At 34.8% G+C, this 25,908-nt stretch carries 15 protein-coding genes; 13 read left to right on the top strand and 2 right to left on the bottom strand.

From position 1 onward, the window contains the following. Position 1: 1 nt before the first annotated feature. On the bottom strand, positions 2 to 3,007 hold the full coding sequence (locus tag H600_RS0115100; protein ID WP_026729572.1) for a SusC/RagA family TonB-linked outer membrane protein: 3,006 nt from the start codon (positions 3,005 to 3,007) through the stop codon (positions 2 to 4). 391 nt (positions 3,008 to 3,398) lie between these two features. Between H600_RS0115100 and H600_RS0115090 the strand changes: the two genes are divergently transcribed. The 4 genes from H600_RS0115090 to H600_RS0115075 all read left to right on the top strand — a co-directional run bounded on the left by H600_RS0115090 (position 3,399) and on the right by H600_RS0115075 (position 12,070). Then, the gene (locus H600_RS0115090) at positions 3,399 to 7,349 is read left to right on the top strand and encodes a hybrid sensor histidine kinase/response regulator transcription factor (protein WP_026729571.1); all 3,951 of its coding nucleotides are present in this window, start codon (positions 3,399 to 3,401) and stop codon (positions 7,347 to 7,349) included. Positions 7,350 to 7,683: 334 nt separating this feature from the next. Continuing rightward, complete coding sequence (locus H600_RS0115085; RefSeq protein ID WP_026729570.1) at positions 7,684 to 8,964, top strand: acetyl-CoA C-acetyltransferase; 1,281 nt, start codon at positions 7,684 to 7,686, stop codon at positions 8,962 to 8,964. Between the two features lie 357 nt (positions 8,965 to 9,321). After that, the gene (locus H600_RS0115080; RefSeq protein WP_026729569.1) at positions 9,322 to 11,232 is read left to right on the top strand and encodes a fumarate reductase/succinate dehydrogenase flavoprotein subunit; all 1,911 of its coding nucleotides are present in this window, start codon (positions 9,322 to 9,324) and stop codon (positions 11,230 to 11,232) included. 91 nt (positions 11,233 to 11,323) lie between these two features. Beyond that, on the top strand, positions 11,324 to 12,070 hold the full coding sequence (locus H600_RS0115075; protein WP_026729568.1) for a succinate dehydrogenase/fumarate reductase iron-sulfur subunit: 747 nt from the start codon (positions 11,324 to 11,326) through the stop codon (positions 12,068 to 12,070). A gap of 200 nt (positions 12,071 to 12,270) precedes the next feature. Here the strand turns inward: H600_RS0115075 and H600_RS0115070 are convergent, their stop codons facing one another. Further along, positions 12,271 to 13,020, bottom strand: a complete 750-nt coding sequence (locus H600_RS0115070; RefSeq protein ID WP_026729567.1) for a 4-hydroxy-tetrahydrodipicolinate reductase — start codon at positions 13,018 to 13,020, stop codon at positions 12,271 to 12,273. Between the two features lie 316 nt (positions 13,021 to 13,336). Between H600_RS0115070 and H600_RS0115065 the strand changes: the two genes are divergently transcribed. From H600_RS0115065 to H600_RS0115025, 9 genes are all read left to right on the top strand, one after another. Continuing rightward, positions 13,337 to 13,771 (top strand): DUF1810 domain-containing protein, encoded by a 435-nt coding sequence (locus tag H600_RS0115065; protein ID WP_026729566.1) that lies wholly within the window; start codon positions 13,337 to 13,339, stop codon positions 13,769 to 13,771. Between the two features lie 130 nt (positions 13,772 to 13,901). After that, positions 13,902 to 14,255: a hypothetical protein gene (locus tag H600_RS0115060; RefSeq protein WP_026729565.1), complete on the top strand. Its 354-nt coding sequence runs from the start codon at positions 13,902 to 13,904 to the stop codon at positions 14,253 to 14,255. 234 nt (positions 14,256 to 14,489) lie between these two features. Beyond that, a complete protein-coding gene (locus H600_RS0115055) occupies positions 14,490 to 15,185 on the top strand; it encodes an ABC transporter ATP-binding protein (RefSeq protein WP_026729564.1) in 696 nt (231 codons plus the stop codon). Positions 15,186 to 15,212: 27 nt separating this feature from the next. Continuing rightward, the gene (locus H600_RS0115050) at positions 15,213 to 17,507 is read left to right on the top strand and encodes a TonB-dependent siderophore receptor (protein ID WP_026729563.1); all 2,295 of its coding nucleotides are present in this window, start codon (positions 15,213 to 15,215) and stop codon (positions 17,505 to 17,507) included. A 193-nt stretch (positions 17,508 to 17,700) separates the two neighbouring features. Then, complete coding sequence (locus H600_RS0115045; protein WP_051234431.1) at positions 17,701 to 19,152, top strand: ABC transporter permease; 1,452 nt, start codon at positions 17,701 to 17,703, stop codon at positions 19,150 to 19,152. Positions 19,153 to 19,154: 2 nt separating this feature from the next. Beyond that, positions 19,155 to 20,498 (top strand): DUF3526 domain-containing protein, encoded by a 1,344-nt coding sequence (locus H600_RS0115040; protein WP_026729561.1) that lies wholly within the window; start codon positions 19,155 to 19,157, stop codon positions 20,496 to 20,498. Positions 20,499 to 20,766: 268 nt separating this feature from the next. Then, on the top strand, positions 20,767 to 21,366 hold the full coding sequence (locus H600_RS0115035) for an RNA polymerase sigma-70 factor (RefSeq protein ID WP_026729560.1): 600 nt from the start codon (positions 20,767 to 20,769) through the stop codon (positions 21,364 to 21,366). Positions 21,367 to 21,433: 67 nt separating this feature from the next. Then, complete coding sequence (locus H600_RS0115030) at positions 21,434 to 22,537, top strand: FecR family protein (RefSeq protein WP_026729559.1); 1,104 nt, start codon at positions 21,434 to 21,436, stop codon at positions 22,535 to 22,537. A gap of 10 nt (positions 22,538 to 22,547) precedes the next feature. Then, entirely contained in the window at positions 22,548 to 25,904 is a 3,357-nt protein-coding gene (locus H600_RS0115025; protein WP_026729558.1) for a SusC/RagA family TonB-linked outer membrane protein, read from the top strand. Positions 25,905 to 25,908 lie beyond the last annotated feature (4 nt).

The raw sequence follows: 25,908 nt of genomic DNA, 5'->3' as shown, positions 1-25,908 counted from the left end.
ATTAAAAGCTAAACTCTACACCAAAAGAATATGTCTTAAGATTCGGGAAAGCACCGTTATCAACACCTCTTTCAAAAATATTACCGTTTGTAAACTCAGGATCCAATCCTTGGTATTTCGTAATTGTGATAATGTTTTGTGCAGAAAGTGTTAATCTCGCTCTTGTAATTCCAGATTTTGCTAAAACACTTTGCGGAATAGTATATCCAAATCCGATGTATTTCAATCTGATAAAATCGCCACTTTCTAAGAAACGGTCACTATCTCCTCTTGAGTTTAAAGTCGAACCTTTTGTAATTCTAGGAAAATCAGTATTTGGATTTTCTGGTGTCCAAGGCTGAATTCCTTTTCTGTAGTTACTATTGTCGTCAAAACGATCTACAACGCTTCTAAATCCGTCATAAACAGTTGCTCCGTGTGAAGCAATCCAGTTCATAGAAAAATCAAAACCTTTATAGTCTGCACCTGCATTTAATCCCATTTCAAATTCTGGCCACGGACTTCCAACAACTGCTTTATCTTCGTTTGTAATTTGTCCGTCTCCATTATTGTCTTTAAAACGAATGTCTCCAGGAACTGCACCCGGCATAATTACTTTTCCGTCAGCCGTTTTGTAATTGTCTATTTCTTGTTGATTCTGGAACAAACCATCCGTTTCCAAAACATACCACATTCCTACTGGCATACCCGCTCTTGTAACCGTATTTCCAGAGAAGTTTTCGTTTTGTCCGTTACCTAATGTAACCAGTTTGTTGTTTACTTTTGTGAAATTCACAGAAGCGTTAAATGAGAATTCATTGATTTTTTTGCTATAAGCCAATTCTAATTCAAAACCTTTATTTTCAACAGTTGCAGCATTAGAAATCGGATTTCCGCCATCATTTCCTGTAGTCATTAAAATTGGGAAACCAAACAATACATCTTCTGTACGCGCAATAAAATAATCGGCTGTAAGACGCAAATCATTATTTAAAACGCCAAGATCTACTCCAAAATTCGTTTGTTTTAATTTTTCCCAACGCAATTCAGAGTTTGATAATTTTACTTGAGTTGCAGATGGATATAACTTTTGCTCGTTACCCATTACGATTTGTCCAAAATTGTTTACGAAGCTTTTGTATTCATAATTTCCAATATTTCCAGAACCTAACTCTCCGTAACTTGCTCTTAATTTTAAATCTTTAATGAATTCTGATTTGAAGAACGATTCGTTGCTAACTCTCCATCCTGCAGAAAGTGAAGGGAAATTACCCCACTTGTTTGCATCGCTGAATCTTGAAGATCCGTCACGTCTTAAAACCGCATTAAACAAATAGCGATTATCATAATTGTATTCTAATCTTCCTAAGTAAGAAGCCAAAGCTGCTTCGTTAATGAAACCACCAACAACTGGCGAATCTCCTTGATTTAAAACTTCATAATATTCGCCTGTTCCAGAATTCATTGGAAGATTTCTCTTTGTTCCATAAATCTGGTTGTAGTTGTCTTTTTGATACGTTTGACCAACTAAGAATGTAATATCATGTTTTCCGAATGCTTTTTTGAAAGTCAACGTATTCTCAAACAACAACGTTTCTGATCTTCCTTTGTTCTGATCGGTATACGATTGATCTATTGGCTGATTTAAAGACCAGTTTCCAACTTTTCTCATGAATTTATAAGAGTCAAAACTAGTTTCATATCCAAAATTGAAACGGTATTTCAACCAAGGCGCAAATTTTAATTCAGACCAGATATTTCCTCTAATTCTGAAATTCTCATTCATTGTATTTGCAAAATCAGCAATTGCTAAAGGATTTGTTCCAAAAGTATCTGCAACACCTTGTTTTCCGTAACCGTAGCCACCTGGATTTGCAGGATCATACAACGGAATTGTTGGCGTCATTCTGTACACATCAATAATTGGATTTCCAGACATTTCATCTGTTTTTGAATTACTGATCGCCAAGTTTTCTCCAATACTGAAAATTCCTTTTGTACCGCTTGAATTTACACGGAAAGAGATTCTGTCGAAATCAGTTCCAACAACAGTTCCTTCGTTTCCGAAATAATTTCCAGACATAAAGAATGTTGAGTTTTCATTTCCTCCAGAAAAACTTGCATTATAATCTTGCATCATTCCCGTTTTGAAAACAGCATCTTGCCAATCTGTATTTACGGCCATGTTTAGATTTTGTCTTTGGAAACCAGCATTATCATATGCCATGTTATTGTATTTTGCAAACTCTTCAGTTCCCATTAAATCATAACGAGGCATAACTTGGAAACTCGTTTTTGCAGAAACTTCAACTTGAAGTGGTCCTTTTTTTCCTTTTTTCGTAGTAATAATGATTACACCATTTGCAGCTCTTGAGCCGTAGATTGCCGCCGCCGATGCATCTTTTAAAACCTGAATGCTTTCGATGTCATTTGGATTAAAATCTCTATTTGCAGATGTTACTAAACCGTCGATAACATAAAGCGGATTTGTATTTTGAAGATTTTTTAAACCACGAATCTCAACGCTAGCTTCTTGTCCTGGACGTCCGCCACCACGAACTTTTACCCCAGTTACCAAACCTTGTAATCCGTCTGCAACTGTTGTGATTTGTCTTTTTTGAATTTCGTCTGGTTTAACTAATGCAACTGCTCCAGTAAGGTCTTTTTTCTGTTGTGATCCATACCCTACCACGACAATTTCGTCTAATTTCATTGCATCTTCTTCTAAAGTGACATTTATAGAAGTTCGGTTGTTAATAGCAATTTCTGTTGTTTTGTAGCCTTGTGAGCTAAAAATTAAGGTTTGGTTACCACTTGCGCTAATTTTGTAGCTTCCATCAAAATCAGTAACTGCTCCATTTGTTGTGCCTTTGATTACAACATTTGCAAACGGAATTGATTCACCTGATGCAGCCACAACTTTTCCTGAAATCGAAATTTGTTGCGCATAGGTCTGCTGTAATAATAAACTAAAGAAAAACAAGAGGTAATATCTCTGCTTTAAAATTTGAGTGAACTTTGTTTTCATTGATTTTTCATTTTAGATAGTTTTCATTTCTTGGTTGGTTTTACAATTAAATAATTCGAATTTTAATCATCTCTGATTCGAGCAAAAAGGCAATCGATCTTGCTCTTTAGTAATAATGTGTTCATTTGGTTTCAAAATTGTATTTGGTTCTCTTTTTTAAATAAATAATTATTGATAGTATATTTTTTCCTCCTAAAAATTATCAATATGATTTATTTGAAAATTCAAAGTAGATGATTTTAATTCAAAATAAAATGCTTCATTTGTGTCAATATCTCTCTCAAATGATTCAAATTGTAGAAAAAAGGTCAAAAAATACGAGGCTTGCAACATTTGGTAGAATATTGACACGATTTGAAGAAGATTATTTTTTTTATAAAAAAACACAACAATGCGTAAATTCTTTCTTTTTAAGTTTTTATTCCTTTTTTCAATAAATTTTATTCAGGCTCAAGAATATTATTTTAAGCATTTTAGGGTTGAAGAAGGACTTTCAAATAATACGGTTATTGCTTCGACACAAGACGAAGATGGTTTTATGTGGTTTGGCACAAAAGATGGCTTGAACAGATTTGACGGATATCGTTTTAAGACATATCGAAGCCAATCTGACCCAATTCGTAGTCTTGGGAGTAATTATATCCAGTCCATTCACGCTTTTAACGGCATTATTTGGGTAGGAACTGATAAAGGTTTGTACCAATACAGTAAGAAAACAGATCAGTTTACGGTTTTGAACGAAGCCATAAACGACAGAATTAACGACATCAATCACGATAAAAAGGGAAATATCTGGTTTGTTTCGGGAAATATTCTCTACAAATACTCACCTTCTAATAAAGAAACCAAAACCTTCAATCCTAATAAGTTTTTCATAACTACCTCAATTTCAAAAGATGAAAACGGCGAAATCTGGGCTTCTTCTTTAAATAAATTATACCATTATTCTGAGGAAAGTCTTTCGTTCGAAAATATCGCTTTAAATCCGCCAGGGAATAAAGCAAATTTTAGAATTACAGCAATTTATGCTTTTGATAAAAATACCATTCTGATTGGCACACAAGATCACGGCGTTTTGGTTTATGACCGAAAAAACAAAACGACAACAACTTTGGAATTTTCTTCGAAAGAACCTGTTTTTGTTCGTCAATTCAGAAAACGAGGAAATAATGAATTGTGGATTGCCAGCGAATCTGGCGTTTATATTTATGATTTTAGAACGAAAAAGAATGTCAATCTTCGTAAAAACTACAACGACCCGTATGCGATTTCAGATAATGCAGCCTACTCAATTACGATTGACAAAGAAAACGGAATCTGGATTGGAACTTATTTTGGCGGTATTAATTACCATCAAAAACAATATACACAGTTCAAAAAATATTTTCCGCAAAAAGGCCAAAATTCCATCAGCGGAAGCGCAGTTAGAGAGATTCACAAAGATGATTATGGCGATTTATGGATTGGAACTGAAGATGCTGGTTTGAATCGTTTTAATCCAAAAACACAGCTATTCACAGCGTATTTACCAAATGGAAGCAGAAATAGTGTTTCCTATTACAATATTCACGCTTTGATGCCTCGAAAAAACAAAATCTGGGTGGGAACTTTTGAGCATGGTTTGGATGTTCTCGATCGAAATTCTGGAGCGGTTATCAAACATTATAGTTCAAATGATCCTTCTACGGGCTTGCACAGTAATTTCATTTTTTCTTTTGCCGAAACAAAAAAAAATGAATTGATTGTCATTACCACAATGGGACTTTATTCTTATAATGAACAGCATGACAATTTTGAAATTTTAAAAACATTTCCCGAAACAACACATTATACGAATTTCAAAGAAGACAGTGACGGAAATTTTTGGGCGGGAAGTTATCGAGATGGACTTTTCTTTTACAATTCAAAAACACATAAAAAAGAAGTCTTTATATATGATTATAAAAATGCTCGAGGCATCAGCAACAATACTATCAATTCTATTTTCGAAGACAGTCATAAAAATCTGTGGTTTGCAACTGAAAATGGACTGAATTTATTTGACAAAAAAACACGAACATTTACCAAATTCACCACAAAAAACGGACTTCCAAGCAATGTTGTGTATTCAATTTTAGAAGATGATGCACACAATTTATGGATGACCACTTCTAAAGGTTTGATGAAATTTGGCCAAGATCACAAAAGCATTAAAATTTATACGACTGCAAATGGATTATTGAGTGATCAATTTAATTATAGTTCGGCTTTTAAAGATGCCAATGGCGATATGTATTTTGGAAATTTAAACGGATTGATCAGTTTCAACCCGAAAAATTTCATCAAAAACAAATACACGCCTTCCATTTTTATCACCAATCTACAAATCAACAATAAGGATATTGACGCAAACGAATCTGATTCGCCTATAAAACAATCTATTTCGCATTTGGATGAATTAGAATTAAACAACGACCAATCGTCATTCAATCTTGAATTTGCTTCTTTAAACTACACTGCGCCAGAACTTACCGAATATTGGTACAAATTGGAAAACGTCAATAATGATTGGGTTTATTTAGGCAGAAATAATAAAGTTTTCTTTACAGAACTGGCGCCTGGCGATTATGTTTTCAAAGTCAAATCACTGAATAGCTTTGGAGTTTGGAGCAAAGAAGTAGAGTTGAAAATTGTGATTCTTCCTCCTTTTTGGGCGAGTTCTTATGCGTATTTTTTCTATTTTCTGTTGATTTGCGGTTCATTTTACTACATCATTCGCTATTCTCAAAATCTGACACAAATTAAGAATAACCGTAAAATAAAACATCTGAACGATGAAAAAGAAAAAGAAATCTATCAGGCTAAAATTGATTTTTTTACCAATGTTGCACACGAAATCAGAACGCCTTTAACGTTGATTAAAGGACCGTTAGAAAAGCTTTTAGCAATGGAATACCAATCTACAGAAGTTCCTCAGAATCTGTCGATAATGAAGAAAAACACTTCAAGATTATTAAAATTAGTGAATGAATTATTGGATTTCAGAAAATCAGAAATTGGAGGATTGAAGTTGACTTTTGTAGAAGCCAATATTTCATCCATTGTCAGAAATTTGCATTTGCGATTTACACCTTTAATTGAAGAACGAGGAATTGATTTTGAATTAGAATTAGGCGAAAAAGACATTTTTGCCTTTGTTGACAAAGAAGCTTTTAAAAAAATATTGAGCAATTTGATCAGCAATGCGATTAAATATTCAAAAGAAAAAGTTTCGCTGACACTTTATAGAGACGACAAAAAATTGACTTTAGTAGTGAAAAATGACGGCAATTTGATTCCGTTTCAGCTAAAAGACAAGATTTTTGAGCCATTTTTCAGAGTGGACAATATGGATAATACTTCGGGAACCGGAATTGGGCTTTCACTGGCGCATTCGCTCTCGCAACTTCATAATGGAAATCTGCAGTTGATTGCTGATCAAAAATTAAACATTTTTGAATTGACCGTTCCTTTGCATCAGGAAGAAGAATTCATGCTTTATACCGATAGCGAAAAGGAATTAAATCAATCTGAAACTGAAAAAACAGAATTGGAAACAAAACTAGAAAAACCACAGATTTTAGTTGTTGAAGACAATCTGGATCTTTTAAGTTTTGTAACTTCTGAATTGGCTTCTACCTATAGTATTCTAAAGGCAGAAAATGGAGAAGATGCCTTAAAAGTAATTCATAACCAAAACATTCAGCTTGTAATCAGCGATGTTTCTATGCCTGTTATGGACGGAATAACGATGTGTAAAGAGATTAAAACCAATCTCGAAACGAGTCATATTCCTGTTATTTTATTGACGGCAAAAAACTCACTGAAATCGCAAATTGACGGCCTGGAAGTTGGTGCAGATGCTTATATAGCAAAACCTTTTTCAATGGACTATTTGAAAGTTCAAGCCAATAATTTGATTGAAAATCGAAAGCAGATTATGAATTATTATGCAAGTTCTCCTCTATCGCACATTAAAAGTATTGCACATAACAAAACAGATGAAAAATTCCTGAAAAAGCTAGACGACGAAATTTTAAGAAACATCACCGATCCTGATTTAAGCGTAGAATCATTAGCCGAAATAATGAATATGAGCCGCTCTACTTTGTACCGAAAAATCAAAGATTTATCTAATTTGAGTCCGAATGAGCTGATCAATATTGTACGCTTAAAACGTGCTGCCGAATTGCTTTTAAACGAAAATTACAAAATGTACGAAATCGCCGAAATGGTAGGTTATAAATCGCAAACAAGCTTTGGAAGAAATTTTCAAAAACATTTCTCCATGTCGCCGTCTGATTATATTGCGATGAATAAGTAAAATTAGATAATGTGGCAATTTGTCAATTAGATAATTATTGGTTTGTGTAAATCCTTTTTCAAAATGCGCTCGTGTTATACGTTTCGTAGACGCACAGCAGTGCGTCTCTACGATATACTTTGTTTTGATATGTAATTATCCTCATTTTATACTTTAGAGACGCACTGCTGTGCGTCTACGCAACGAATATCTTTTCTGTATGAAACTTTTTAATGATTTAAACGGTTTAAAATCAATTAAAAATCTATGTCCTATATGTTTAAAAAATCATTTTAATCTGTTTAATCTGTGGCAATAAAAAATCTTCTTATCTTTAATAAAACAAAATCCAGACATGAACAATCCCTCAACAATTAGAAAAGTTGCCATTTTAGGCTATAACCGAATTCCGTTTGCACGAGCAAATACGGCTTATTCGAATGTTGGAAATCAAGATATGATGACCGCAGCCTTAAACGGACTTATCGATAAATATCATTTGAAAGGAAAATTATTGGGAGAAGTAGCTGGCGGTGCGGTGGTTAAACATTCCTATGACAACAATCTAATTCGAGAATGCGTAATGAAAACGTCGCTCAATCCGGCAACTCCTGCTTGCGATTTACAACAAGCTTGCGATACCGGAATTGAAAGCGCTGTTTATATTGCCAACAAAATTGCGCTTGGCCAAATTGATTGTGGAATTGCAGGCGGTGTTGATTCCATCAGTGATATTCCAATGTCGGTAAGTGAAAATTTGAGAAAAATTTTATTAGAAGCACGACAAGCCAAATCATTGGGCGGAAGAATCAAAAGTTTTCTAAAAATTCGTCCAAAAGATTTAGCGCCGTTGGTTCCTCAAAACGAAGAATCACAAACCGGACTTTCCATGGGCGGGCATACTGAAATTACGGCAAAATATTATAAAATATCGAGAGAAGATCAAGATCAATTTGCATTAAATAGTCATTTAAAAATGGCAAAAGCATATGATGAAGGCTTTTTTGATGATATGATTACGCCTTTCAACGGACTTGAAAAGGACAATAATTTAAGAAGAGACAGCACAATTGAAAAACTAGCCAAATTAAAACCTGCATTTGACAAAACAAACGGAACATTGACAGCAGGAAACTCAACACCTTTGACAGACGGCGCTTCTTGCATTCTTTTAGCCAGTGAAGAATGGGCAAAAGAGCAAGGACTCCCAATTTTGGCTTATATCACTTTCGCAGAAATCGCTGCAATTGAATATGTTAAAAAACAACAAAATCTACTTTTAGCGCCTTTATTTGCTGCTTCAAGAATGCTGGAAAAAGCAGGTTTAAATCTTCAGGATTTTGATTATTATGAAATTCACGAAGCTTTTGCCGCACAGACTTTAGCAACTTTAAAAATTTGGGAAAGCCCAGAATTAAGCGCTGAAATTGGCTTAAATAAAACGCTTGGAGCAATTGACAGAGAAAAATTAAATGTAAAAGGAAGCAGTTTGGCAGCCGCACATCCTTTTGCTGCAACTGGAGGCCGAATTATTGGCGTTATGGCTAAATTATTGAACGAAAAAGGTTCAGGAAAAGGTTTTATATCAATTTGCGCCGCTGGCGGGCAAGGCGTCACTATGATAGTTGAGAAATAACACTTATTTTCAAACCCAACAGGTATTAAAAAACCGGTTTGCACTTCAAATTAGATTCAACATTAGTTACAACTTCATTTTCAGTAATTTGATATAAATCTGCACTATCTGCGAAATCTGCGTGAAAAATTACTCCCGCAGATTTCGCAGATAGTGCAGATTTTTTTTAAAATCACTCAAAACACGACAGGTTTTAAAAACCTATCGCATTTCTGTTTATGAATAAGTCACAACATTCGTTAAAAAATCTTTTTTTTTGCAGAAATACAACCTTACAAAACAACTAAATATAAATATTTTATAGTAAATTTAGCTTTCTTAAATCTTTTGCATGAACTCATTTTAAACGACTAAAAAATGATGAAATCAAAAATACCCGAAGGACCTCTTGCCGATAAATGGAACAACTACAAAGCAAAAGCTAAACTTGTCAATCCAGCCAACAGAAAAAAATTAAACATTATAGTAGTAGGAACAGGACTTGCGGGTGCTTCCTGCGCTGCCTCTTTGGCCGAACAAGGCTACAACATCAAGTCATTTTGTTTTCAGGATTCTGCCAGAAGAGCGCATTCGGTAGCCGCTCAAGGTGGTGTTAACGCAGCCAAAAACTACAAAAATGACGGCGATAGCACTTTCAGAATGTTTTATGATACCATAAAAGGCGGGGATTTTAGATCTCGTGAGGCAAATGTTTATCGCCTTGCTGAATGTTCTGCTGCTTTAATCGATCACGCTGTGGCACAAGGCGTTCCTTTTGCCAGAGAATATGCGGGATATCTCAATAATAGATCTTTTGGTGGCGTTCAGGTTTCGCGAACCTTTTACGCACGCGGACAAACCGGACAACAGCTATTATTAGGCGCTTATCAAGCGTTAGAACGCCAAACCGCATTAGGAAAAATTAAACTATATACCCGTCACGAAATGCTTGAATTAGTAGTGATAGACGGAAAAGCAAAAGGAATTATTGCACGAAATCTAGAAACCGGAGTTCTTGAACGTCACGCCGCCGATGCAGTTGTATTGGCTTCCGGAGGTTACGGAAAAGTATATTATCTTTCAACCTTGGCAATGGGCTGTAACAGTTCGGCTATTTGGCGCGCTCACAAAAAAGGTGCTTTTATGGCCGGTGTAAGCTGGATTCAGTTTCATCCTACTTCCTTACCACAGCATGGTGAAAACCAATCAAAACTCACGCTAATGTCGGAATCACTTCGAAATGATGGCCGAATTTGGGTTCCAAAAACAGCCAAAGACGATCGAAATCCCAATATTATTCCCGAAGAAGAACGAGATTATTATTTGGAACGAAAATATCCTTCTTTTGGAAATTTAGCACCGAGAGATATTTCATCTAGAGCAGCAAAAGAAAGAATTGATGCCGGTCATGGTGTTGGGCCAATGAAAAATGCTATTTATCTTGATTTTGGCGATGCCATAAAAGCGCAAGGAAAAGACGCAATTGAAGCCAAATACAGCAATCTTTTTGCGATGTATGAAAAAATCACAGGCATTAATGCTTATAAAGAACCTATGTTGATTTCTCCTTCGGCGCATTTTACGATGGGCGGCCTTTGGGTTGATTATGAATTAATGACTACAATTCCTGGCTTATTTGCGTTAGGCGAAGCCAATTTTGCCGATCATGGTGCAAATCGTCTTGGTGCAAATTCATTGCTTCAGGCCTGCGTAGACGGCTATTTTATAGCGCCTTATACGATTCCGAATTATTTAGTTGGTGAATTAAATACACCAAAATTCGACACTTCTCATCCCAATTTTGAAGAAGCTGAAAATGCTGTAAGAAGACAGTTAGATCGTTTTTTGCATACTAACGGAACACTTTCTGCCGATTATTTTCATAAAAAAATTGGACGTCTTCTTTACGAAAAATGCGGGCTTTCCAGAAGCAGAAAAAATTTGGAGGAAGCCATTATCGAAATAAGAGAATTAAAAGCTTCATTTGAAAAAGACTTGAGAATTACGGGCGACAATACTTTGAATAGCGAACTAGAAAAAGCGGGCAGAATTGCTGATTATATAGAATTAGCCGAATTAATGTGTTATGATGCTTTGCAGCGCGAAGAATCCTGTGGCGCGCATTTTAGAGAAGAATATCAAACTGCCGATGGAGAAGCTGTCCGCAATGATGCCGAATTCTGCTACGTTTCGGCCTGGGAATGGAAAGGCCTACACAAAGAACCTGAACTGCACAAAGAGCCTCTTGTTTTTGAATCTGTAGAACTTGCAGTGAGAAGCTATAAATAATGGTTAAATGATGAATTGTCAATTGTTAATTATCAATTTATAATTCACCCCAGAAAATTCATAATTAACAATACATAATTAACAATTACATATGAAACTTTATCTAAAAATTTGGCGGCAGTTTGATACTTCATCAAAAGGAGAAATGACAGATTATGAAATTGATGGAGTTTCAGAGCACATGTCTTTCCTTGAGATGCTGGATCTTTTGAACGAAAATCTAATTCAGCAAGGCGAACGCGTAATTGAATTCGATCACGATTGCCGAGAAGGAATCTGCGGGCAATGTGGTGTTATGATCAACGGAAGAGCTCATGGGCCTTTAAGAAATACAACAACCTGTCAGCTTCATATGCGAAGTTTTAAAGACGGTGACACCATTTATATTGAACCCTTTCGAGCCAAAGCTTTTCCAGTTTTGCGAGATTTAAAAATAGACAGAAAAGCTTTTGATGCTACTATTGCTTCTGGAGGATTTATTGGCGCTTCAACTGGACAAGCGCCTGAAGCCAACAGCATCCCAATTTCTTATGAGACTGCCGAAGCTGCTTTTGACGCGGCAGCCTGTATTGGCTGCGGAGCCTGCGTTGCTTCATGCAAAAATGCCAGTGCAGCTTTATTTGTAGGAGCAAAAATTACCCATCTAGCCCTATTGCCACAAGGCAAAGTTGAAGCTCAAAATCGTGCTCTAAATATGGTCAAACAAATGGATGAAGAAGGTTTTGGCGCCTGCTCTGACACCCGCGCCTGCGAAATTGAATGTCCGCAGGGAATTTCAGTCCTTTCAATTGCCAAAATGAATTTAGAATACATGAAAGCTTTGACTTTTAGAAAATAAAAATACTAAAGAGAATTTCTCGCAAAGACGCAGAGTCGCTAAGTTTTAAAAGTTTATCACAACTTATAAAAAAACTTCACGACTCTGCGTCTTTGCGAGATTAAACTTTGATACTTAGGCTTCACTTAGATGAACAATCAATTGCATTCTTTCACAGAAAAAAACTTTGTGCCTTAGCGTCTTAGTGGCAAACCAAAAAACTAAACAGTAAAATAAGGCGTCAAAATATCCTCAAAATTATAGAAGCCTTTTTCTTTTTCCTTTAAATTCTCGGCAACAAAAATAACTCCGTTTCCAAATGCTTCTCTCGAAATCGATTCGTGAATCAATCGGACTGTTTGATATGGAAAACCAAAAATAACTTCATGCTTCCCGACGATTCCTCCTGCTCTGACCGAATTTATATTTTCTTTTTCAACATCTAAGGCCTCAGCAATTTTTACCGCTGTTCCCGAAGTTCCTTGTTTTGTTTTGAAGTGTTCTTCATTGACTTCAATATCCACCCATGGTGCAATTTTCTTTAGAAACTTGGCGGCAAATAATAAATAATTCACGCCAAGCGTAATATTAGGCGACCAAAAAACAGTTGTTTTCTGAGAAAGTTTTTTAAGAAACTGCAATTCTGTTTCCTTATAATGTGAAATTGCCGAAATAATTTTGACTTTCTTTTTCGCCGCTGTTTCACCGTACGTATAAATTCCTTGATGCGATGAAAAATCAATAATGGCATCTACTGGATGACTTTCAAGCAACTTTTCAATTGATGTTTTGGAGCTGGAATAAATTAATCCGGGTTCGTTTGATTCAACTCCAAAAAATTCTGGAACTGATCTGTGTTCTAAAACATTACTCTGTCTTAAAACCCATTCCAGACTGAATTTTTTATTTTCTAAAAGTATTGAAGCTACTGATTTTCCAGTTTTACCGAATCCGATTAATCCTATTTTCATATTTTATTTTTTATGGAGCGAAGTGCACCGTTAACAGAAATTGGCATTTAAATGTATGCCGAAGAAATTGATAATTCAAAAAATGTTAATTATCGTCTTTTGCTAAAATAGAAAAAATATCACAAGAACACGAGTAAATTTCAACATATATAACAATTAAACAACCTCTTAACAAGATAAATAGCACATAACATCAACTTAGTTTACATTAAATTAAAATCAGAAAAAATAGCCTAAAAAATGCTTTTGTATTGTACAACTAAACAATTTTTCAGTAGTTTTATGACCTGATTATCCCCAAATAAATCAGCATAAAATGGCCTACAATAAAAATGAATTAATGCGTTTTTTAGACGCACAGAACAAACTTTACCTATCTGCACTTGCAGAAATCAAAAGAGGTAAAAAAGAATCTCCTTGGATGTGGTTTGTCTTTCCGCAGATAAAAGGATCCGGTTCTTGTGATACTTCAAAATTCTACGAAATCAAAAATGCTGATGAAGCGATTGCTTTTTTGGAACATCCGATTTTAGGAAAGCATCTTATTGAAATCACATCTGAATTAATCAAAACCGAAGAAAAAACAGCAGAAGAAATATTTGGAAATCCTGATGACGAAAGGCTTCAATCTTGTCTGACATTATTTGCCAGTATTCAAAATACTGAGCCAGTATTTCAAGAAGCACTTCATAAATATTTTGACGGCTCCTCTGATTTTCATACACTGCAATTGCTGTACAGTAATCTTTAGCTTTTTGAGTTTTTCAATAAAAACAGCCCAATTTTAAGGCTTTTCAAAATAAGATAAGTATATTTGCAACACTGTTGCGTTTATTCTTTTCATTTTTAATGACTTAAGAATTGCTCCGAAACACCACTGAATGAAAAAGAAAATTGTAATTGTAAATTTCTTGATGTCTTTTGCAGTATTGTTCGCGATGCTGTTCCAGACCATTCACTCCTATGAGCACGTTGTCAAACAGTTTTCTGAAAAACAACACTGCGTACACAAACACAAACCTGGACAAAAAGAAATAACGCACAGTCATACTGTCGAAAACCACTGTCCTATTTGTCATTTTGCATTCAGCAGCTTCATTCCAAATAATTTTGAAGCGCTTTCATTTCATAAAATAACGGTTGAAACTTCTTGCCATTTCTTTTATTCAAAGACAGCTTCAACATTTTTCAAAGGAAGTCTTTTTGCACTTCGTGCACCTCCAACACTTCTTTAATTTACTGTGTTTATAGACTAAAACTGCATTTTATTTTCTTGAAGATTAATAAAAGGCAAGCGTATTTCTTTATGTTAAATTGATTTGTTTTCAAAAACAGATTCAATTAGCTTTTCTATTTACTGCAGTAAATCCACTTCATTTCTAATTACAAAATTAGCTTTTGCACGCTCTCAAAAGCCTGATTTTGCTATATCTATTTTAAAAAATCAAATCTTTCAAATAAATAAAACTATGCTTACAGCAAAAAATTTGACTAAAAAATACGGCGATCACACCGCCTTAAATTCCTTAAACTTAACTATAAACGAGGGAGAAATCTTTGCTCTTTTAGGTCAAAACGGAGCCGGAAAAACCACAACAATCAATTTGTTTTTAGGCTTTATTGAACCAACATCGGGAGAATTGGAAATCAACAACATTTCAGTAATTGAAAACAGTCAGGAAACCAAAAAGCATGTCGCTTATATTCCTGAAACAGTAATGCTTTATCCAAATTTGACAGGTCTAGAAAACCTAAAATTCTTTTCATCTCTAGCTGGCTTCAAATATTCACAAGGTGAACTGACATATTTCTTAAACAAAGCCGGATTGCAGACCACTGCACACAATCAAAATTTAGGTGGATATTCTAAAGGAATGCGTCAAAAAGTAGGAATTGCGATTGCGATTGCAAAAAAGGCCAAAGTACTGTTGCTCGATGAGCCTACGAGCGGTTTAGATCCAAAAGCATCGAATGAATTTTCGCAGATTCTAAAAGAGCTTTCTGCCGATGGAACTGCCATTTTAATGGCAACGCACGACATTTTCAGAGCCAGAGAAGTCGCATCGCACATTGGAATCATGAAACAAGGAAATTTAGTGACGGTAATTGAAGCAGATAAAATTTCAGCTAACGAACTTGAAAATCTTTATTTACAAACTGTTTAAAGGAAATTGCTTTCCATCTTTTATAAAATGAAAAAAATATTTTCTTTTCTATTTCTAATAACTGTCTTACATGCTTCACAATCTCAGAATGTCAACAAAAAAAGTACAGACAGTATTGCTCAAGATTCTACAAAAATGAGAAAAAATGAACTGCAAACCGTAGAGATTGTTGGCCGTTCGACCAAAAAATACAATAGTGATTATTCTTTTGCAGCAACAAAAACGGCTGCGCTCAACAAAGATATTCCACAATCCATCTCAACAATAACAAAAGAATTAGTTGCAGATAAAGCTGCTTTCTATCTTGCTGATGCTGTAAAAATGGCTAGTGGCGTAATTCCGGCGAGTTATTATAATCAATATACAATTCGTGGCATCAGTCAAAATGAAGAAGGACAAATCATCAACGGCATGCGAACGCGTCAATATTATTTTTTGCAACCTTTAACAAGCAATATTGAGCGCGTCGAAGTTATCAAAGGTCCGTCAAGTGCCACATTTTCATCTGTTGATCCAGGTGGAAGCATCAATTTGGTAACCAAAAAGCCTCTCGCAATTGATCGAAAAGAAATCAGTATGAGTGTTGGAAGCTTTAGCACATTGCGCGGTACTTTAGATTTTACCGGACCTTTGAATGATTCAAAAACACTTTTATATCGTGTTAACGGAGCGTATCAGCAGGCAAAATCGTTTCGTGATTTGGTAAACAACAAATCATTCCTGTTTTCTCCTTCTTTCAGTTATATTCCTAATGAAAAAACGGCTATCAATACAGAGCTGATTTTAAGCAACATGACGGGAATACTTGACCGAGGCCAACCTATTTTTGGTGCTGTTGCTGGACAAACGAGTTTGACAAAAACACCAATCAGCTTAAATCTAGGCGCGCCGAGTGATTTCTTCAAATCAAAAGAAATGATTTTGACAACCAATTTTGCGCATAAATTCAACTCAAAAATTGGATTTAATGCGACATACATGAAACAAACTTGGACAGAAGATCTTCAGGAACATCGAACTACGAATGCTTTTGCAGTTGATATGAACAACCAGCCTGTAACCAGTTTGGCGATGATGCAATTTGTACAACGCCAACAGAATTGGGACATTGACAATTTAAGTGCTTATTTTAATTTCGATTTAAAGACTGGAAAATTAAAACATAAACTATTAGCTGGATATGATTTAAGCAGTTGGAACAAAAACAAAGGCGGTGGACAAAACGCAGCAAGAGGTTATTTACTGAAAGACGGAACTGTGGCTGGTTCTTTTGTTCCTGCAAACGCTTCAAATTATCAAACCGTGACAATTGACGGCGTTATTTTGCCTAAACCAAATGTGAATTATTTTAATTTAAATAACCCTAAATACTTGCTTACCAGTCCAGAAGATTACACCTTGAATGTTAGAACGGCACTTCCATCAGCTTTAACAACTACAAATGCGATTTATATTCAGGATCAGATTCTATGGGGAAAATTTACTTTTTTATTGGGATTGAGAAACGAATGGTTTGAAGATATTACCAATTATGAAACTAGTAACGAATTGACCGTCAAAAAGTCGGCTTTGTTGCCAAGAATTGGAATTACATATGCTGTTAACAGCGCCATAAACGTTTATACAACTTATTTGGAAGGTTATCAACCTCAACCGAATACAGTTACTTTAATGCCACAGACCGGTTCACTACCTGGCGGAAGTTTGTTTGATCCTTTGGAAAGTGATTTGAAAGAAGTGGGTATCAAAACTACTTTTTTAAACAATTCAATGACTTTTAATGCGGCGATTTACGAAATTAATCAGCGTAATATTTTAATGAATGCCAATGATCCCGCAAATCCAGATCTATTAGTCACTCGTGGGGCAGAAAGAAGCCGTGGTTTTGAATGCGATTTAGCTGGATATATTACTTCAGATTGGCAAATTAATGCTTCATACAGCTACATAGATGCAAAAATTATGGAAGACAGCAATCCTACTTTAAGTGGCGCGAGAAAACAAAATACACCAAAAAACAGCGCCAATTTATGGACCCGTTACAACTTTGCTTCAGATTCCTCTTTAAAAGATCTCGGAATTGGTTTTGGAGTTCAATATCAAAGCAGCAAAATTCCTTGGTTTACAAGAGATTTTACACTTCCTGATTTTACCATTTTTGATGCTGCGTTGTTTTATAAACCAAGTAAAAGCAACGTTCAAATTGCAGTAAATGCAAATAATTTATTGAATAAAACGTATTGGTTAGGCGCGCAGAATTATTTGCGATTATTTCCGGGAAGCCCTAGAAATGCAAGCCTTACCGTAACTTATAAATTTTAATTCGTTGAGCTGAAAAATATTTAAACACATAGAAACATAGTTTTTGATTGATTTTAAAAAAAGGCGTTTCACTCGCATAAATTCACATAGCTATGTGTTAGGAACTAGTTCCTTTCAATTACCTTCTTTAGAAAAAATTCTATGTTTCTATGTGTTTAAACAAATTACACTCAATAGATAAATTTTAATTAATATGAAATTATTACACACTGAACTCCTTATAGCCAGACATTTTAAAAATTCTGTTTTTAAAAATCCGGCAATTTATATTATTACACTTTTTATTGGTGCACTGCTTTTATTTGCAACATTTTTGGGCTGGGATAATTACAAAAGCCAAAATGAAGCCAGCGAAAAATACCAGCACGAATCACGCGAAGACTGGTTGAAAAATCCAGATAAAAATCCGCATCGAATGGCACATTACGGAAATTTTGCGTTTAGAAAAAGTACGTCATTAAGTGTTTTCGAATTTGGAATGGAACCGTTTTTCGGAAATGCTATTTTCCTTGAGGCTCATAAACAAAACACAGCAAATTTCTCTGAAGCCGGATTTTCAAACAGCATGCTTCGTTTTGGAGAAATCAGCATTGGAATGGTTTTACAGATTTTATTACCGCTTTTAATCTTTTTCATAGGATTTAACGCCATAGCTTTCGAAAGAGAAAATGGAACTTTAAAATTACTTTTAAGCCAAGGAATCAGTTGGAAACAGCTTTTATTTGGGAAAATCTTCGGAATCGCTAGTGTCATTATGCTGCTTTTTATTCCAACAATTCTTGTTTTGGTTTTCGTTTGGCTTTTGCTTCAAAACTTTACGATTTCAGCAGATGAAACTTTCAAAATGATTTTGTTTATTCTGTTTCATTTTATTTATCTAATGTTCTTTTGTGTAATTGCAGTTTTGGTTTCAGCGTCAAGCAAAACCTCAAAAAAAGCATTGGTTTCCTTAATTGGAATTTGGCTGATTCTGACCATTATTTTACCAAGAACTTCGCAAGCAATTGGCGCTTATTTGTATGAGGCTCCGTCAAAAGTTCAGTTTAATAGCGAAATCGAACAGGATATTTTGAAACAAGGTGACAGCCACAATCCGAATGATGTTCATTACAAAGCGATAAAAGATTCGTTGTTACGAACTTACAAAGTCGATTCGGTACAAAAACTGCCTTTCAATTATTCAGGATTTATTATGACCGAAGGCGAACGCATAAGCTCTAAAATTTACAACGATCATTTAGAAAAGCTTTTAAAAATTTATGACAAACAAAACAGTTTTTCAAAAGCAGTTTCATTTCTGAATCCGTATATCGCAATGAAAAATTTGTCCATGGGATTGTCAAACACGGATTATGATTCGTATATCGATTTCCAAAAACAAGCTGAAATTTACCGCTACGATATGGCACAGAAAATGAATGCTTTACAAATTAAATATATCAGTAATAAAAAACCGGGGGCGAAGGAAAAACCACTTACAATTGGCAAAGAGCATTGGGCCGATGTCGAGGAATTTCACTATGAACCAAAAGGAATTTCAGACGTTCTAAAAACCGAAATCCTTTCTATAATTTCCGTTTCGTTTTGGATAATTATACTCTTTATGCTCATTCGTTTTGCTGCTAAAAACCTTAATGCAATCTAATTATGTTACAACTTTTATTCAAAAATTTTATACGCTCAAAAGGAACCAAATTTGGATTGCTTTTTTTGCTGATTATTGGTTTTATAAGCCTTTTAATTGGACTTCAATTTCAAGAAAAACAGCAAAATAATATTGCTGAAACGACTATTTATCAAAAAGAACACATCGCTCGAAATGCCTCTTTTCACAAAGACGAAATTGGACTACTGTTGTATTATGTCAAATTTTCACTGGTCAACAAAACCCTGCCAATAAACAGTTTAGTTATCGGACAACGCGACGTAAATCCATCAATTCAAAGTGTTACCATTCGTGGATTAGAAGCGCAGAAATACGATTCGGAACTCAATAATCCGAGCAACCTTCTGGCGGGAAATATCGATTTTAGTTTTGTGTTGTTGTACCTCTTCCCTCTTCTGATTATTGCTTTTTCATACAATCTAATTTCCGAAGAAAAAGAGTCAGGAACCTGGAAAATTGTCGCTACGCAAAGCTCAAACACGTTTTTTTATATTCTAAAATTGTTTTATGTCCGAATTCTGAGTTTAATTGGTCTTTTGACTTTACTGCTTATAATTGCGATTATTTTTCTGCAAATCCCTGTCGATAAATCATTTGCTGTATTTTACGGAATTGCCGTTTTGTATGTCTTATTATGGTTTTCAGTTTGCTTTTTTATTGTTTCTCTCCAAAAAAATTCAAATTTCAATGCAGTCATTTTGCTGACAATCTGGTTGTTTTTGATTATCATTCTTCCGGCTGCAATAAACACCTATATCATCAATAAGTACAAGGTTCCAGAGGCTTTAGAATTGACATTGAAACAACGAAATGCATATCATGAAAAGTGGGATATGGATAAACAAACAACATTAAACAAATTCTACGAACATTATCCGCAATTCAAAAACTATGTTTTGCCTGACGCAGAATTCAGCTGGCTTTGGTATTATGCGATGCAACAAATGGGCGACGACGAATCGGCAGTGCAATCAAAAGAATTAGAAGCAAAATTGGAGCAAAGAAATCATGCGAGTGAAGCCATTGCGCAATTTATTCCAACGCTTCATACACAGATTCAGCTAAACGAAATCGCAAAATCTGATTTAAAAAACCAGCTTTCATTCTTAAAAGAGACAACAAAATTTCATGAAAAGCTGCGTTTGCATTTTTATCCAAAAATCTTTGATAATGCTCCTGTTGAGCAGCAAGACTGGGACGACTATAAAGTAGAAACGTTTACTGATGCAACTGAAATTAGTTTTACAAAGGCGTTTTTGCCATTGCTTGCTTTTAATGTTTTGTTGATTGGTATGGGGTGGTTTAATTTTAAACGTATGATTTAACCGCAATTCCTACAGCAATTAGATCTTAGATTTATACAATGTTTCGCAAAGTTTTTATACAAAGCTTTGCGAAACTTTGCGTTTATACAACACAAGCATAAACAAAAATCTTTATTGTTTTGCGATTAAAACTAAACCAATTCTGAATAAAATTTCCTTCAAGGTTCTTTATTTGAATTTTATTTAGAATTAATATAAATAAACTTTTATATTTGCCGCTTTCTTAGCAAATCCAGTTAATATTGCTTTCCAAAATAAATTTCGTTTGATGAACAATAATGCCAGTTTAGAATTAAATTCTTTCCAATCCTTCAAGGAAGGCGATGAAACTGCATTCAAGTTTTTTTATGATAAATATTTCAGGAGAATACAATCTTTCAATTTTCAGTTTATTAATGATCAAAACGAAGCTGAAAATCTTGCTCAAGAAGCTTTATTGCATTTATGGCAAAATCGAGAAAACGTTGAATCTATAAACGGAATTCAAGCGTTCTTGTTCACTTATGCCAAATCAAAATGCTTGAATTTAATTCGCCACAACAAAGTGAAAGATAAATTCAAAAATGACCTCTTAAATCAAAAAGAAAAAGAATTGAATATTGAAGTTTTGAATTCAATTCAATTCGACGCTTTAGAATTAACCGAATTAGAACGCATAATTCAGGAATCTATTAACGATTTACCGCCAAAAACTAGAGAAGTTTTTATAAAAAAACGCTTCGAGAACAAAAAAAATTCAGAAATCGCGGAAGAAATGGGAGTAACATTAAAAGCTGTTGAAGCCCATATGACAAAGGCTTTGAAGATTTTAAAAACCAAATTATCCGATTATTTATTCTTGATTTTTATTCTTATTTATAATAATTAAAAACTAAAGGTAGGGTATTTTAATTCTGAAGTGTACTAACTATAGCGAGAAGTTCTAAAACGCAAATATGACATCGGAAATTGTAAATAAATACCTTACTAATGAAGCTTCGGAACAAGAAGTTCAGGCACTTTTTGATTGGATTGAAGCATCAGAAGAGAACAAAAATCAATTTATTACTGCAAAAAAAGCTTGGGTTTTAACCACTCTTTCAGCAGATTTATCAATTGAAGCAGTTCCGGTAATCCAAATGAAGCCAAAAAACAGCATCAGAAAATATTTGCACTATGCGGCAGTATTTTTACTGTTTTTGAGCATTGGAACAACTTTATTTATATTTAAAAACAAATCTGAAACTTCAAAAGAAATTGTTCTTACTCTCGGCGACGGCCGTTTAGAATATTTTAGAGGAAAAAATCAGACGGAACTTTTAAATGATCAAGGTGTTTTAGTTGCCAAAAAATTTCCAAACCAAATAATTTACTTTGGAAAAGCTCAAGATCAAGAAGTTAATTACAACACATTAAAAGTTCCATACGGAAAACGTTTCAAGCTTCAACTTTCAGACGGAACTGTTGTCAGCTTGAATTCAGGCACAACACTTCGTTATCCAGAACAATTTGGCATTAACGGAAATCGAAATGTGTATTTGACCGGTGAAGCATTTTTTGAAGTTGCAAAAGATAAGATGCATCCGTTCATCGTACACGCTAATCAAGTAAATGTTGAAGTTTTGGGAACTAAGTTTAATGTGAGCGCTTATCCTGAAAACCCAACAGTCAACGGTACATTAATTGAAGGAAGTATTGAAATGTCTGAAGCCGTAAATTCTTCAAATGTAGTTTTGCTTGCGCCAAATCAAATGGCAACTTGGCATAATAATTCCAAAAAAATTGTCGTAAAAGAAGTCGAACCAGCCTTTTATGTTGCCTGGACAAAAGGCGAACTTGCTTTTAAAGACACTCCTTTTTCTACCATCGCAAAAATCATTCAGCGTACTTATGATGTTGAAATTATCAACGAAAATTCTGATTTGGCCAGACAGAATTTTACGGGTACAATAAACATCAGCGAGTCGAGTGTCGAGAACATTTTAGATCTTCTAAAACGCGACACGCCTTTTAATTATTCGATTGAACAAAAAACCATTACCATTACCAATCCTCGATAAATAAACAAACATGACATTTACGATACAACCCGTTTTAAGAAAAATTTTGTTTTTCTTGGCTCTACTCATATCTGGTTTTAAAGGATTTTCTCAAAACAAATTAATTACCATACATGCCAAAAACAAACCTATAAGCCTAATTATCAAAACAATTGAAGAACAAACGGATTTTAGAATAATTTATAATGCCAGAAAAATTGATATTGAACAATTAGCAGATTTAGACGTTAACAATGCTACTTTAGAAACCACTTTAAAACAGTTGTTGAAAGACAAAAACATTTCATTTTATATCCAGAAAAAGCAAGTTTTGCTTACGAGCTCTGCTCCTGCTCTTCAAAATGCTTCACCAGAAACAGAAAGGTTTATAACTGGAATTGTTTATAATGCTAAAGACAATTTGCCTCTTCCTGGCGCGACAATACGCATAAAGGGAACTGGAATGGGTGCTATAACAGATTCAAATGGAAAATTTGCATATCAATTAAAAGGAAACGACATTCCGAATATTGTGCTTGAAGTTGGCTTTTTAGGAATGGAAACGCAATCGCAAAAAGCTGATAATAAAAAGAATTTCATTTTTAACCTTAAAGAAACTACTGATGAACTAAATCCGATTGTGATTACTTCATCGTATGGGACTACCAAATTAAAAGAAGAAATTGTTGGAAGTATTTCGACTTTAAACGCAAAAGACATTGCGGTAGAACAAGCTTCTGAAAGTTTTGATAAAATGATTACAGGACAAATTGCCGGAGTTTTAGTAGAAAATACTACTGGTGTTGGTGGTCCTGTAAAAATCAATATTCGCGGTCAAGGTACATTATCGTCTTTAACTGGTGCCATCACAGGGACTTCTTCACAGCCATTAATCATTATTGACGGTGTTGTGATGAGCGAGGAATATGCAATCGACAGCAGTGTATTTGATGGTTCTGGTGATTCGGCTGAAAATCTGGCCAATCCTTTGATGAAAATTGCGCCCGAAAATATTGAAACGATTTCGGTTTTAAAAGATGCCGCAGCTGTTGGTATTTATGGGGCCGACGGTGCAAATGGAGTAATTTTGATTACTACAAAAAAAGGTAAAAAAGGAAAAGCACAATTTGGTTTTTCAAACCAGCTCGGAATTTCTTCAGCTGTAAACCGAATCAAATATTTAAATGGAGAACAATATACTGAGCTTAGAAATGAGTTCCTGAAAAACACTACGTCTGGTTATATTCCTGTGGCCTATAATGGTGTAAATACTGATTGGTTTGAAATATTAAACAGAGCCGGCGTTTACAACAAATACAATTTCAACGTATCAGGTGCAACTTCAAAATTTTCGTATCGCACCAATATTAGTTATTTAAAAATTGATGAGCCACAAATTGGAAATAGCACCAAACAATTAAATGCAGGCATTAATTTAGGCTTTAATTCTGGAAAATGGTCGGCAAACTTGATGCTTAATCCTAGTTATGTAGAAAAAGACGCACCAAATATCTTTTATGGCTTCGCTTATTTGCCTACCAATGCACCTTATAATGCAGATGGTTCTTATGCTGATTTGGGTGTTAGCGGTCAAACACGTGGAAATCCTCTGGCAGCAATTGCACAAAATAAAAATGAAACGCAGACGTATGGAATTTTAGGAAGTTTGAATTTGTCTTATGAGTTAAACAAATTCATCAAATTTTCGACGCTCTTTGGTCTTGATTATACTGATAAAGATCAGGATCGTTACTTTTCTGCCGAAAATGAAAGCGGTCAGTTTAACGGTTCTTTTACTCTTAACAATACTCTTTATCCAGGTTGGGGACGTCGTTTGATCAACCAAAGAAATTCCACAAAATGGAATTGGCAGGGACAAGCTTTGTTCAACAAACAATTAAACGAAAGTCATACTGTAGATGGTATCGTAGGTTTTGAACTGAGTGAAGACAAAACCGATTTTAATTATAAATCAGGAGTCGGATTTGTTAATCCAAATCGAATTAATAATGTTACTGATGCTATACGCGATGATAATCCGGCAACACCAAATGTAGATGAATCCAAGGCCGGCCAGACGTATAGAAGCGAAATCAGTTACAACTCCAGAGTTTCGCTTTTATCGCAGGTGAATTATAACTATAAAAAACGTTATTATCTATTAGCAAATTTTCGTCGTGATGAAAGTTCTGTTTTTGGAGATGATACAAATGTGGCTTACAATGGCGGTGCGGGTATTAGCTGGATTGCAAGCAACGAAGATTTTCTTGCGTCAAATACATGGATTGATTTCTTGAAGTTTAAAACCAGTTTTGGTACAACAGGAAACTCCAGAATTGGTTCGTACCGATCAAAAGGCCTTTACATTGTAAGCAATAACAATTATAATGGCAGTATTGGTGCTACTACAGGAGAAGCTCCAAACGGCAACTTAAGTTGGGAAAAAAATACAAAATTCAATGTCGGATTTGACTTTAATATTTTTAATAGAATTGAATTGACATTAGAATATTATTACGACAACAAAACCGATTTGATCACAACAAGAGACATTCCGACTGAAACAGGTTATAATACGGTTCAATTAAACGCTTCGGACATGTATAACAAAGGGTTGGAACTTACTACCAGAATAAAATGGGTAAAAAGCAATGCCTTTAAGTGGACAACTGCATTCAATATTTCTACCATAGACAGCAAAGTAACTGATTTAAAAGGTTTAGGAAGTGACTATTCTCAGGCAAATTTGGCTTTGGCACAAAAAATTGGCTATAGCACTACTACAATTTGGGGTGTAAAATGGGTTGGAGTTGATCCAGCTACGGGTAGAGATTTAGTAGAAAAAAATGGCAAAATTTACGATGCCAAAACCTATAACGGACTTTATACAATTGCTGACTGGGAACCAATTGGAGACAAACAAGCTGATGCTTACGGAGGTTTTTATAACACTTTTACCTTTTATAATAATCTTACTTTATCTGTAAGAGGAGATTTTCAGATTGGAGGAGATTTTTTAGCTTCAAATCTTCTGATCGATCAATATAACAACACATCTAACAGAAATCTTTCTGTAAATGCATACGATTATTGGAGAAATCCAGGTGATAATGTTTCGCAATCTGCCGCAACACTTTCGCCTATTATTCCCAACCTGACCAAATATTTGTATGATGCTACTTATGTACGAATCAGCAATATCAATTTGAGTTACAATGTTCCTTTAAAAAACAAATTCTTGAGTGCGCTCCATGTATTTGCAGATGTATCGAATGTGGCATATTGGTACAAAGAAAAGAGTCCGAAAGGGATGAACGGAATACGTGAATATAGTTACACTTATCCACAAGCCAGAACAATCTCACTGGGGGTTAATGCTAAATTTTAAAAAA

Source organism: Flavobacterium denitrificans DSM 15936 (assembly GCF_000425445.1).
Taxonomy (GTDB): Bacteria; Bacteroidota; Bacteroidia; order Flavobacteriales; family Flavobacteriaceae; genus Flavobacterium; species Flavobacterium denitrificans.
Note: the sequence above shows the minus strand (reverse complement) of the source record. Positions and strands in the feature narration are given on the sequence as shown.